This is a genomic window from Pseudomonas brassicacearum (genome assembly GCF_003732225.1).
GTDB classification, from domain to species: domain Bacteria; phylum Pseudomonadota; class Gammaproteobacteria; order Pseudomonadales; family Pseudomonadaceae; genus Aquipseudomonas; species Aquipseudomonas brassicacearum_E.
In genome coordinates this window covers 322,732-335,026 of record NZ_MOBJ01000006.1, presented here as the reverse complement: position 1 = coordinate 335,026, position 12,295 = coordinate 322,732, and the positions used below count along the sequence as shown (strand labels likewise).

The 12,295-nt window shown below is 55.5% G+C and carries 9 protein-coding genes; 6 read left to right on the top strand and 3 right to left on the bottom strand.

Annotated features, from left to right (window positions below; all coding sequences use genetic code 11):
• Nucleotides 1-62: 62 nt before the first annotated feature.
• From BK659_RS08250 to BK659_RS08235, 4 genes are all read left to right on the top strand, one after another.
• Nucleotides 63-1,151, top strand: coding sequence for a polyamine ABC transporter substrate-binding protein (locus BK659_RS08250; RefSeq protein ID WP_123424585.1), 1,089 nt, complete (start codon nt 63-65; stop codon nt 1,149-1,151).
• Nucleotides 1,148-2,458 (top strand): NAD(P)/FAD-dependent oxidoreductase, encoded by a 1,311-nt coding sequence (locus BK659_RS08245; protein ID WP_123424584.1) that lies wholly within the window; start codon nt 1,148-1,150, stop codon nt 2,456-2,458. The genes BK659_RS08250 and BK659_RS08245 overlap by 4 nt, the downstream gene beginning before the upstream one ends.
• A gap of 36 nt (nt 2,459-2,494) precedes the next feature.
• The gene (locus BK659_RS08240) at nt 2,495-2,992 is read left to right on the top strand and encodes a GNAT family N-acetyltransferase (protein WP_123424583.1); all 498 of its coding nucleotides are present in this window, start codon (nt 2,495-2,497) and stop codon (nt 2,990-2,992) included.
• Nucleotides 2,993-3,102: 110 nt separating this feature from the next.
• Nucleotides 3,103-3,900, top strand: coding sequence for a DJ-1/PfpI family protein (locus BK659_RS08235; RefSeq protein ID WP_123424582.1), 798 nt, complete (start codon nt 3,103-3,105; stop codon nt 3,898-3,900).
• Between the two features lie 15 nt (nt 3,901-3,915).
• Here BK659_RS08235 and BK659_RS08230 read toward each other — a convergent pair whose 3' ends face one another.
• Together BK659_RS08230 and BK659_RS08225 are read right to left on the bottom strand one after the other, a co-directional pair.
• Nucleotides 3,916-6,180 (bottom strand): ATP-dependent DNA helicase, encoded by a 2,265-nt coding sequence (locus BK659_RS08230; protein WP_123424581.1) that lies wholly within the window; start codon nt 6,178-6,180, stop codon nt 3,916-3,918.
• Nucleotides 6,177-7,829, bottom strand: a complete 1,653-nt coding sequence (locus BK659_RS08225; RefSeq protein WP_123424580.1) for a VRR-NUC domain-containing protein — start codon at nt 7,827-7,829, stop codon at nt 6,177-6,179. The genes BK659_RS08230 and BK659_RS08225 overlap by 4 nt, the downstream gene beginning before the upstream one ends.
• 398 nt (nt 7,830-8,227) lie before the next feature.
• Here BK659_RS08225 and BK659_RS08220 point away from each other — a divergent pair, with 398 nt between their 5' ends.
• Nucleotides 8,228-8,452, top strand: coding sequence for a YgdI/YgdR family lipoprotein (locus BK659_RS08220; RefSeq protein ID WP_123424579.1), 225 nt, complete (start codon nt 8,228-8,230; stop codon nt 8,450-8,452).
• 9 nt (nt 8,453-8,461) lie between these two features.
• Here the strand turns inward: BK659_RS08220 and BK659_RS08215 are convergent, their stop codons facing one another.
• Nucleotides 8,462-8,848, bottom strand: a complete 387-nt coding sequence (locus BK659_RS08215; RefSeq protein ID WP_123424578.1) for a hypothetical protein — start codon at nt 8,846-8,848, stop codon at nt 8,462-8,464.
• A 402-nt stretch (nt 8,849-9,250) separates the two neighbouring features.
• Here BK659_RS08215 and BK659_RS08210 point away from each other — a divergent pair, with 402 nt between their 5' ends.
• The gene (locus BK659_RS08210; protein ID WP_185015294.1) at nt 9,251-12,226 is read left to right on the top strand and encodes an amino acid adenylation domain-containing protein; all 2,976 of its coding nucleotides are present in this window, start codon (nt 9,251-9,253) and stop codon (nt 12,224-12,226) included.
• The last annotated feature ends 69 nt before the right edge of the window (nt 12,227-12,295 follow it).

The window sequence follows — 12,295 nt, the reverse complement described above, 5'->3', positions numbered from 1 at the left end:
CGCTTGACTGAAAAGCTCCGACCAAACACACATCGAAAACAATCATTCAAAGGGGTGTCGAAATGCGTCTATTGAAATCAGTCGTTCCCGCAGCGCTCGCGCTGTTTTGCAGCCTCGGCGCACAAGCGCAGCCGAGCGTCAGTGTGTACAACTGGACCGACTATATCGGTACGACCACCCTCGCCGACTTCCAGGCGAAAACCGGTATCAAGGTCATCTACGACGTATTCGACTCCAACGAAACCCTGGAAGGCAAACTGCTCGCCGGGCGTACCGGGTATGACGTGGTGGTACCTTCCAACCATTTCCTGGCCCGTCAGGTCAAAGCCGGAGCGTTCCTCAAACTGGACCGCTCGCAGCTACCGAACTGGAAAAACCTCGACCCGAAATTGCTGGCACTGCTGGAGAAAAATGACTCGGGTAACGAGCATTCGGTGCCGTACCTGTGGGGCACCAACGGCATCGGTTACAACGTCGACAAGATCAAACAAGTGCTGGGCATCGATCACATCGACTCCTGGGCCGTGCTATTCGAACCGGAAAACCTGAAAAAGCTCACCCAGTGCGGTGTATCAATGATGGACTCGCCCGACGAAGTATTCCCGGCGGTGCTCAATTACATGGGCATGGACCCACTTAGCTCCAATGTCGAAGACTACAAAAAAGCCGAAGCCAAGCTGCTGACGCTGCGCCCTTATATCACCTACTTCCACTCTTCCAAGTACGTGTCGGATCTGGCCAACGGCGACATCTGCATCGCCTTCGGTTACTCGGGGGACGTATTCCAGGCGGCGAATCGTGCCAAGGAAGCGAAGAACGGCGTGAACATCGCCTATGCGATTCCCAAGGAAGGCAGCAACCTGTGGTTCGACTTGCTGGCCGTGCCCGCAGACGCCGGCAACGCCAGGCAAGCCCACGAATTCATCAACTACCTGCTGGAGCCGGAGGTGATCGCCAAAGTCAGCGCCACCGTCGGTTACGCCAACCCCAACCCTGCGGCCAAGCAGTTCATGGACGCGGAGCTGGTGAACAATCCAGAGGTTTATCCCTCCCAGGCGGTGCTGGACAAGCTGTATATCTCGACCACACCGACAGCGGAAATCATGCGTGTGATGACCCGCTCCTGGAGCAAAGTGAAGTCCAACAAATGAATCAGATTGCAATAAACCTGTCGGCGGAACACGCCCGTTCCTATTACAACGCCTCCGCCAACGCGATGGTGCAACACCCGACGCTGACGTCGGATCTTGAGGCCGACGTCTGCGTGATTGGCGGCGGTTTTACCGGCGTCAACACCGCCATTGAACTGGCCCAGCGCGGGCTCTCGGTGATCCTGCTGGAAGGCCGGAGGATCGGCTGGGGCGCCAGTGGCCGTAACGGCGGGCAGTTGATCCGCGGCATTGGCCATGACATTTCGGGCTTTGCCCGTTACGTCGGTCAGGAAGGTGTGCGCTATCTGGAGCGCGCGGGCATCGAATCGGTCGAGGTGGTGGGCAATCGCATCCGCGAGCACGGCATCGACTGCGACCTGCGTTGGGGCTTTTGCGAACTGGCCAACACACCCGCGCAATTCGCCGCGTTTCAGCTGGAGCAGCAAACCCTGAACGCCCAGGGTTATGCCCACGAAACCCGCCTCGTCAGCCCCGAGGACATGCGGCAAGTGGTGAACTCCGGTGTTTACGCGGGCGGACTGGTGGACATGGGCTCCGGCCATCTGCACCCGCTCAATCTGGTACTCGGCGAGGCACGAGTGGCCGAGTCACTGGGGGTACGGATCTTCGAGCAAAGCCCGGTGCTGGAGATCATCCATGGCAGCACCGTGCAGGTTCGTTGCGCGAGCGGATCGGTGCGCGCCGGGAGTCTGGTGCTGGCCTGCAACGCACATCTGGAGGAGCTTGAGCCAAAGCTCAGCGGCAAGGTGCTGCCGGCGGGCAGCTACATCATCGCCACCGAGCCGTTATCGGCGCAGGCTGCCGCCGAGTTGATCCCGAAGAATCTGGCGCTGTGCGACCAGAAAGTCGGCCTCGACTACTACCGGCTTTCGGCTGATCGGCGCCTGCTGTTCGGTGGCGCCTGCCACTATTCCGGGCGTGATCCAGCAGATATCACTGCCTACATGCGCCCGCACATGCTCAAGGTGTTCCCGCAACTGGCCAACGTGCGCATCGACTATCAATGGGGCGGCCGGATTGGCATTTCTGCCAACCGCTTCCCTCAGGTCGGGCGTTTGCCAGAGCATCCGAATGTGTTTTACGCCCAGGGTTATTCGGGGCATGGCCTTAACGTCACGCACTGGACTGCACGCTTGCTGGGCGAGGCGATTCACGCCGGGCACAGTCAAGGCATGGACGTTTTCAGCGCGGTGCCGCACATGACCTTTCCTGGTGGGCGTGCATTGCGTACACCGCTCCTGGCACTGGGTATGTTGTGGCATCGTTTGCGTGAGGTGCTAGGTTAATGGCCATAGCCATCGAATCGACTGGAGCTTCGGACAATGGCCACGATCGAACTGCACTGCGCACAACGGGACGAACTGGACTGCATCGAAAACCTGATGCAGTTCTACATGTACGATTTCAGCGAGTGGCTGCCGCTGAAGTTTGGCGCGCATGGCTTTTTCAATATTCAGCCAAAACTCGACTACTGGAGAAAGCCTGCGACGCAGCCGTTTCTGATCAAGGTTGACGGCGACATCGCCGGGTTTGTGACGGTCGACGATGCGGTTCGTTTTGACGACGTGCAGTACAACATCGGTTACTTTTTCGTCAGTCGCCGCTATCGAGGTCGCGGTGTCGGGAAATGTGCAGTGTCTGCCCTGCTCAAGCAGCTTCCCGGTCAGTGGCAGATTTTTCATATCGACGCCAATCATCCGGCCCAGGCATTCTGGGCCACAGTCATCTCGCAACTGACCCAGGGTGAGTTCACTTGCCATAAGCTGTCCGTCGACGGCTACCCGTGCACGCTGTTCAAGTTTCAGTTCATGCCGGCTTAAGCCCCCTTCATGCATCGAATGATGCTGGCAATGGCTGGCGTACTCCTGACACTGCGTCCAGACTCTGGTCAATAGCCGATCCCCCGCGCTGACGTCTCGAGGCCCTGTGCATGCTGCTTTTCCTGTTACCTCAGGCTGACTACGACCCCACTGAAAGCAGCGTGCCCTGGCAGGCGTTACACGACGCCGGGATCGAGGTGCGCTTTGCCACGCCGCAAGGCTTGCCGGCCTATGCCGACGCGCGACTGGTGGACATCGGTTTCGGTCCGCTGAATTCGCTGCTGATGACCCGCAAAGAAGATCTTCAGCATTACGTGACCATGACCATCGACGAAAATTTCAGGTCGCCCATGGCCTATGCTGACGTGGATCCCGAGCAGTTCGAGGGGCTGGTAATCCCCGGTGGCCATGCCAAGGGCATGCGCAGTTTGCTGGAGTCCGAAGACGCGCGGCGGATTGTCCGGCACTTCTTTGAGGCACAGAAACCGGTCGCGGCAGTCTGCCATGGCGTATTGCTGCTGGCCCGCACGCTGGATGCCGACAACGTGTTTTCGGTGCTGCACGGTCGCAAGGTGACCGCGTTGCTGGCCAACACCATGGAGTTGCCGGCCTGGTGGGTCACCGCGCCCTGGCTCGGCCGTTACTACCGCACGTATCCGCAAACAGTACAGGCCGAAGTCACCGCGGCATTGGCCAGCCCCCATGATTTCTTGCCGGGGCCGCTGTTCCCGCAACGCGATTCGACAGATAAACCGCAACACGGGTTTATCGTGCGCGACGGCAACCTGCTGACCGCACGCTGGCCGGGCGACTGCCATCGATTTGCGGCAGAACTGGTCAGCATGCTGCGCCAGGTACGCGGGGTTCAGACTCAGCGCCGGGCCGACTGGACAGTCGGCATGCATTGATGGCTGCGGGACGCCTCACACGCGCCCGCTGACCGACCACCAACGCGGCAGCAGCTGTTGAACCTTGCTTTCGCCAAAGCGGTCATCGATCAGCATTACTACACCTTGATCCTGTTGGGTACGGATCACCCGTCCAGCGGCTTGCACCACCTTCTGCACACCGGGAAACAGGTAGGTGTAGTCGTAACCGGCGCCGAAAATTGCGGCCATGCGCTGTTTCAGCTGCTCGTTGACCGGGTTCAGTTGCGCCAATCCCAATGTTGCGATGAAGGCGCCGATCAGCCGTGAACCCGGCAAGTCGATGCCTTCACCAAACGCCCCGCCCAACACCGCAAAGCCGATGCCCTGGCTAGCTGGCGTGAACTGTTCAAGAAACTCCTGACGCCGGGCTTCGTCCATGCCACGTGACTGCGACCACTGGTTGATCTGCGGCCAGGTCTCGGCAAACAACTGCGCCACCTGTTGCAGATAATCAAAGCTGCTGAAAAACGCCAGGTAGTTGCCGGGGCGTTCTGTGAACTGTCGGGCCATCAGCTCGACAATCGGTGCGAGCGAAGCCTGCCGGTGCACGAACCGGGTGGAGATCCGGCTGACGATGTGCACCTTGAGCTGCTCGGCACTGAACGGCGACTCAACGTCGATCCACACCGTGGTCGCCGGCAACCCGAGCAGGTCGGCGTAATAGCGCTGCGGGCTCAAGGTCGCGGAAAACATCACGGTGCTGCGCGCCGCCGTCAGACGCGGGCGGATAAAACCGGCCGGTACAACGTTGCGCAAACACAATTGCGAAAGGCTGCGCGTGTTGTTGAGGTCACGCTTGCTGATGTCGAACAGGAAATGCTCATCAAACAGCTCGGCGACCCGGCTGAATTGCAGCGCATCGAAATAGAAGCTTTGCAACGCAGCGTCCAGCCCTTGCGGGTGATCGTTGAGGTAGTCGCCGATAGTCGCCGTGCAGAGCGACAGCGCCTGCAACAATTTGTCCGGCGCCTTGGCGTAGGCCTGATAAGGGCTGAGCTGTGCTTTGTGCAGCGAGTTCCATTCACGGTTGACCCGCTGCAAACCCTTCTTCAGAACTTCGGGAGCGCTTTTGCGCAACGCAGTCAGCGTGAATTGATCGAGGCTGGCGCTGTACATCTGCCGGCCGCGCTCCACCAGGTTGTGGGCCTCATCCACCAGCACCGCAACCTTCCACTGGTTGGCCTGGGCCAAACCGAACAACAACGCACTGAAGTCGAAATAGTAGTTGTAGTCGGCAACCACCACGTCAGCCCAGCGGGCCATTTCCTGGCTCAGGTAATACGGACAGACCTGATGTTCAAGGGCGATCTCGCGCAGGGCCGCCTGATTAAGCAGTGTCACCCGGCTCGCGGCCTCGCGTGCCGCCGGCAAGCGATCGTAAAAGCCTTTTGCCAACGGACAGGATTCGCCGTGGCAGGCTTTATCCAGGTGCTCGCAGGCTTTGTCGCGAGCAATCATCTCAAGCACTCGCAACGGCAAGCCAGCGGCGCTGTCGACGATGACCTGGGTCGCATCCAGCGCCAATTTGCGCCCGGGAGTCTTGGCCGTGAGGAAGAACACTTTGTCCAGTTGCTGCGGCGCCAACGCCTTGAACATCGGAAACAGCGTGCCCACCGTCTTGCCAATGCCGGTCGGTGCCTGAGCCATCAGACAGCGACCGGTGCTGACCGCTTTGAACACCGATTCGGCGAGGTTGCGTTGCCCCGGCCGAAAGTCCGGGTACGGGAAGCGCAACACCTGCGCGGCCTGATTGCGCGCTTCACGATGAGCCATTTCCAGTTCGGCCCACTGCAGAAACAGCTCGCACTGCAGTGTAAAAAAGCGCTCCAGCTCAACCGCGCTCCAGGTTTCGAGCAGACTGGTTTCCTTTTCGCTGACGATATCGAAATACACCAGCGCCAGATTGATCTCGGCCAATTGCAGCTTCTGGCACATCAACCAGCCGTAGATTTTCGCTTGAGCCCAATGCAACTGGCGGTGATTGGCCGGCATCCGCTCCAGCTCGCCACGGTAGGTTTTGATTTCCTCCAGACGGTTCTGGCCAGGGTCGTAACCATCCGCCCTGCCCCTGACCTTCAACTGCCGATATTCACCGTCGAGGACGACTTCGTTTTGATAGGTCTCGCTACGCCGCGAGGCTACAGTGCGGTGGCCAACGATACCTTCCAGGGCTGTCGGCGACGGTGTGAAGCGCAGGTCGAGATCACCGGCCTTGGCGGTGAACTCGCACAACGCACGCACCGCAACGCTGTAACTCACGCCTCGATCTCCGCCCATTGCACATAACAGACGGCGACAGGCATCTGATGCTCGTGGCAGAACTCCAGCCAGCGCAGTTGGTTGTCTTGCAGGCGATCACCCGGGCCTTTGACTTCGATCATCCGGTAGGTCTTGTGTTGCGGCCAGAACTGGATCAGGTCCGGCATTCCGGCGCGATTGGCCTTGATGTCCAGCAACAGGCGGTTGAACCAGTGCTTGAGGTGTTCGGCCGGCAGACAGTCCAGCGCCTGCTCAAGCAGCTCCTCGGTCAGCACGCCCCAAAACACAAAGGGCGACTGCACACCTGATTTGGCGCGAAAACGCTGGCGGATGGTCTCGGCATAACGCCCATCGTCCAGCTCTGCCAGGCACGCCTGGAACAGCTCGGCACGCCGGGAATGAAAGTCCTCGTTGAGCAGGTCCACCGGCCCGCGCTGGAACGGGTGAAAAAACGCCCCCGGCAACGGTGCGAAAATCGCCGGCCAGCAGAGTAATCCGAACAACGAGTTGATCAGGCTGTTCTCGACGTAATGCACCGGTGCCGTGGGTTCATCGAGATGAGCCTGAACGTGGAACTCGACCGACAGCGCCGGGTCGACTCGCGACAGGCTCAGGTCCAGACGTTCAACTTCGCGCGGCTTGATCCGTGGCGCCGGCGGCCCGCCGAGTTTGCGCCGCAACCTGGGCAGCACCCGCAACAGTTGTTGTTGCTCGGCGGCGCTCTCCGGTGCTTGTTCAGCGTCGTTCGCCAACTCCAGGGCCAATTGAAACTCAGCGCAACGCTCCAGCACCCGGATCAAGCGCAACCTGGCGCCGGGATACGCACATTCGCGGTAGATCGCCAGTGCTGCCGAGAAATCGGTGATGCGCTCGCAGTGTTGCCCGATCTGAAACAGCAGCTTGGCGCGCCGCCGCTCAAGCCAGGGGTTCACGGTTTGCAGTGCCTGGATCTGTTCGACGACCTGTGCCAGCGCCTCCCCGGCTTCAAAACGCAGCTGGCAATCGTGCAGATAGAGAAATGCGCTCACGTCGTCACGACTGCGCAAGCCTCGGGACTCGGCGCAAAACTCGACTTTCTCGTAGGTATAGATGCCAAGATCCGCCAGTACGAACTCCGACCAGTCCTGATACAGGTTGCCGAAGAACATCAGCCGCAGGCGATCGCACAGGTCCATGATGGTCAGGCTCAACAGCCGGTCATCCAGCGTTGGGCACCACTTCTTGAAAGTCTGCGGCTGGGTGAATTGCTTGCTCAATGCGGCCAGCCAGTCAGACTTTTTCGCTTTCGGTTGTTCGATGGCCGTGCTGAAACACTGAAGGATTTCCGGTTTGAGCAGCACCTCGAACAGTTGCTCAATCGACAGTGGCACCTGTTCGTCGACCCAGCCAAGGTTCAACAAAGGTTCTGCCGCACAGACGATTTCGCCAATTTCGGCGTAGTGCAACTTGTCGAGGCGAAAATGCAGGCCCTTGCGCATGACCATTCTGACCAGCAGTGCCTGGGAGGCGCGCGGTAACCGACCAAAGTCGACGATAAATTGCTGCTCCTCCACGCTGAGCACATCGACATAGCGTTGCTCAAGCCAGGCGAGCACTTGCTGGAAGTTGTTCAGGTAATAGAAGGGATCATCGAGCGGATTGACTGTCACAGATTGAAAGCGCCATGGCGAGCAGGTACTGGTTATGCGTACAGATATCAGCTGTGCCCCAGTGTTGGCAAACGGAAAAAGATGAGTGGCCATCACGCCCCCCCCGTAGCAGCTGGCGGAGCCTGCGTTCGGCTGCGCAGTAGTCGTAAAATCAGACCATGCGGTCTTCCAGATCGACCGTGGAGGCAGGATTTACGAGCGCTGCGCAGCCGAACGCAGCCTTCGGCAGCTGCTACGGATCGCGTTACGGCTTAACTGATCGTCATCAGCCGGTTTGGTGGCTTTTTCCGCCATAAACCGAACTTTACCGAAATGAGTGACACCAAGGACGGTCAGTATCGAAATGACGCACCCGTGCGCCAAAACGATCTAGAGAATTCTGAAAGAGAGGTTTGTCTATGAATATCCGCATTCTGAGCTTGCCCCTGGCCATCGTGGGCTTGCTGGCATTAGGCGGTTGCGCGTCACCAACAGTCGTGACGTTGCAAAACGGCACCCAGTATTTGACCACGGACATGCCTAAAACCAAGGGCACGGGCGGTTTCGTTGAGTTCGAGGACATTTCCGGCGCCAAAATCAAGGTCAAGGCGGACGACGTCGCCACCATCCGCAAAGGAAAATGATCGAAAGCTTTAAGGCGTTAGCAGTGTAGGGTCTTGCCCCGGAATACTGTTATCGCAGGAAATAACCTGCCCACCGCGCCGCAGCAATTGCCCTCTGATCGTTTGGCAGCGCTCGTACTCCCGAGCATTCGCGTTATCGATGCTGATGTTGCCGGTCACTGGCGGCTGTTTGCCGTCACCCAGGCTGAGTTTCACCCAGGGTTGTTCCGGCTGAATCTGAAAACGGCTTTTCTCGGGGTCAGGCTCAGTCTGTTCGGCCTGTGTGGGCATTGGCAGTTGATCGGCGGTCACACCGTATCGGTTCAAAATCGAGCCATGAGGCAACTCCTCAGCCATCGCGCTCGCCGATAAAATCATCAGCGCTGCTGCGACTGCCTGCCTCTTGCTGTTACTCACTGTGTTCAATCTCCTGTTTTGAGTTGATCGCGCCTGGCGTCTGTGCTGCGCGAACGTGGTGCAACCTGTAAACGCATGGCCTGGCCAATAATTTAGGCTCTGCACGAACCCCCTTGAAATGCCCTGACGTTCAGAACTACTGCCATCAAGCATCTGCGGACCGTTGTCATGCTTGAATACGAACTTTGCGTATATTCCGGACTTAAACGAAGCCCGCTCATTCAAAAATAATATAAACGACTAGTATTTCTAACAGTTTCGATTCTGAAGCACTTGGGCCAACGTAAAGCTACCCGCTTGATTGCGCGTGACGCAGATATCTTGTTCTCCCTAAATTAGTTCATGGGTGGCGGTGGCGTTAGCTACGTGAGACCTACCTATAAATCAAAGAGGCTCTCTATAATGGATACTGCTGTCAGCTTGTTCAATAAGATACTAATTACTCACCCTGAAAAATTGGCGATCATTGGCCATGGAGAAGGTCTCACTTACTCATCTTTAGATCATAAGAGCTCTACGGTAGCAGCATACTTGCAGTCGCGCGATATAGGACGAGGCGACCTCGTATTGGTGCAGGCAGAGCGCTCGATCGAGCTAATCATTGCATTGCTGGCAGTTATAAAAGTAGGTGCTGCATTTGTACCGATGGATCGACGAATCCCACAGAGGCGCAAAGAGTACATTGCTGATCAATGCGCTGCATCAATCATGCTTTCCACCAACAGCAGCGATACCTCATCGCTATCATCCTGCGAAGTTAAAACGATCCAGGAATTATTAGAACCCCCTGAAAACATACCTTTTCAACCAGTTGATATTTATCCTGACGACGCGATGTACGTTATCTTCACATCGGGAACTACCGGAAACCCAAAAGGAGTTATCATTGAACATCACTCGATTGTCGAGTTAATGTTGCAACATAATCTCAATTTAGAGGTTAACCCATCCAGTCGGGCTACGTTGATGGCTTCCGTAGGATTCGACCTTTGCCAGTCGGAGATCTGGTCGACGCTGATTGCGGGTGCCTGTCTTTATTTATTGGATGAAGACTCGTTACTGAACAGTGATGACTTTTTGGCATTCTGTGTAACCAACAGCATCACTCATGCGTTTGTGCCAACAATGAAAATCTACGATGTGTTGAACGCCGCTCAACCTGAAGGTTTGAATTTAAAATATCTCTATACCTGTGGTGAAAAACTCCATCCCGTTGAGGTTGCTCACTTACCATACTGCTTAGTGGACTATTACGGGCCTACCGAAGCCACTATTTTCGTGACGTCAAAAATAGTAGAGAGCAAACATCTTAATAAACCAGCGTCCATCGGATTTCCAATTGGGAACTGCGAGGTTCATATCCTGGATGAGCAGTTGGCTGCCCTTCCGGCGGGTGCGATTGGAGAGCTTTGTATCGCGGGTAACTGCTTGGCCCGTGGTTACTTGGGGGACCCTAAACTGACAGGCGAACGTTTTATCTATTCGGAAAGGCTTGGACGTCGAATTTATCGTAGTGGTGATCAAGCACGTCTGCTGGAGGATGGCAGTGTCCAGTTTTTGGGCCGAATTGATGGTCAGGTCAAAATACGCGGTTATCGAGTGGAAGTGGGAGAGATTGAGTCTCGCCTACTTAAAGAGCAAGATGTCAACTCGGTTGCGGTGGTTGTTGAAGACGAGGGAGTACAGGCTGACAAGCGTTTAATTGCTTTCGTCGTGCCGCGCAATAAGCAAATACACTCAGAGCGTCTGATTGCTAACCTCCACCGTAGCCTTGAGGCGGATCTGCCTGATTATATGTTGCCGGAAAAATATATTTGCCTTGGGGCTCTCCCCAGCAACGCCAATGGCAAAACAGATAAACCTGCTTTGCTTGAGTTCTTGAAAAATGTAAAGCCAACGACACTGAACCTTGAGCATTTTGCTGATGAGAGACAGCGAGAGTTGGCAGGCATCTGGTTTAAGCTACTGGGTCATGGAGACTTCCAACAGAACGATAGTTTTTTTGATGTCGGAGGTCATTCACTGCGAACTGCGGAACTGGCAAAGATGCTTACAGATCACTTTATGATAAAAGTGACCGTTCGCGATATTTATGAACACATCGTTTTCAAGAACCTGGCGGCCGAGTTGTGCCACCGGATGCACACCAAAGAGAAGGAGGTCAAGGTCAGGCACGTCGGAGCATTCGAAGGTGATGTGACACTGGCATCTAACATTGAGTGTTCTGGAGATTTTGATCCCGCTCAATTAACTGATCCACAACACATCTTGCTCACCGGAGCAACAGGATTTGTCGGTATACATTTACTCTGGCAGTTGCTGGCTACAAGTGCAGCCGACATCCATTGTCCGGTACGCTGTGAAACCCCCAGTGCCGGCATGGCTCGCATACAACAAATAAGTGAACGTTATCAGGTTGCCATTGGGGATCGCGATTGGGCGCGCATTCACGTCTATGTCAGTGATCTTTCGGAGGTGAACCTGGGCCTGAACAATGAGAGTTACTTCTTGCTCGCCGAGGTGATTGACCTGGTCTATCATTCTGCGAGCGCCGTCAACTTCATCATGCCTTACTCCTATATGAAGAAAGACAACGTGGAAGGGCTTAAGCAAGTCATAGCTTTTTCTGCTGCAAAAAAAATCAAACCACTGATATTGATGTCTACTATTTCAATCTATAGCTGGGGGCATCGATACACTAAGAAGAAACGTGTTTATGAGACTGATGACATTGATGAGAACCTTCCTGCAATACGTAAAGATCTAGGTTATGTGCAAAGTAAATGGGTCATGGAAAAAATAGCTGACCTTGCAGCTTCCAGAGGCCTCCCCGTAATGATCTTTCGCCTGGGATATGCCACTTGCCATAGTCTTACTGGAGTCTCCGCTCACTACCAGTGGTGGGGGAAGTTCATTCAGACTTGCCTGACATACAATGCAGTTCCAGAACTGTGCTGTATGCGTGAGGGGTTGACGACAGTTGACTATATGGCAAGGGCGGTTGCTTTTATTTCGCGCAACCCAAAAGCATTAGGTAAGAAATTCAATCTCTGCCAGACGGATCGCGCAAATCTTGATCTCAAAGAGTTCTGCGAACGTGTAGGACATCACTATGGCCGAACACTTCCAACAATACCTTTTCAAGACTGGGTTGCACTTTGGGAGAAAAATTCCGAGAGTTATCTTTATCCTTTGCTGGGGCTTTTCAAGGACGATATGCATGAAGGAGAATCAATTCTAGAACTGTATCAGAACAACTATTCCTGGGATTGCAGTAATGTGAAACATTTTTTGATGGGAAGTGATATTCGCGAATCAACATTTGATGATGAAATACTGGCTCGCTATCTTGAGCGTTTGAAAATTGCAGTCGCTTGATTTTTTGCCCAAGTGGCGTCGGCTCCGACTCCTAATGCCATGGCAGAAAAAAAACACCAAAGCAAACGC

What these genes read in the sequence shown, in the direction of transcription:
- BK659_RS08250 (WP_123424585.1), top strand. Translation starts at nt 63, where the DNA reads ATGCGTCTATTGAAATCAGTCGTTCCCGCAGCGCTCGCGCTGTTTTGC.
- BK659_RS08220 (WP_123424579.1), top strand. Translation starts at nt 8,228, where the DNA reads ATGAATATCCGCATTCTGAGCTTGCCCCTGGCCATCGTGGGCTTGCTG.
- BK659_RS08210 (WP_185015294.1), top strand. Translation starts at nt 9,251, where the DNA reads ATGGATACTGCTGTCAGCTTGTTCAATAAGATACTAATTACTCACCCT.
- BK659_RS08240 (WP_123424583.1), top strand. Translation starts at nt 2,495, where the DNA reads ATGGCCACGATCGAACTGCACTGCGCACAACGGGACGAACTGGACTGC.
- BK659_RS08245 (WP_123424584.1), top strand. Translation starts at nt 1,148, where the DNA reads ATGAATCAGATTGCAATAAACCTGTCGGCGGAACACGCCCGTTCCTAT.
- BK659_RS08235 (WP_123424582.1), top strand. Translation starts at nt 3,103, where the DNA reads ATGCTGCTTTTCCTGTTACCTCAGGCTGACTACGACCCCACTGAAAGC.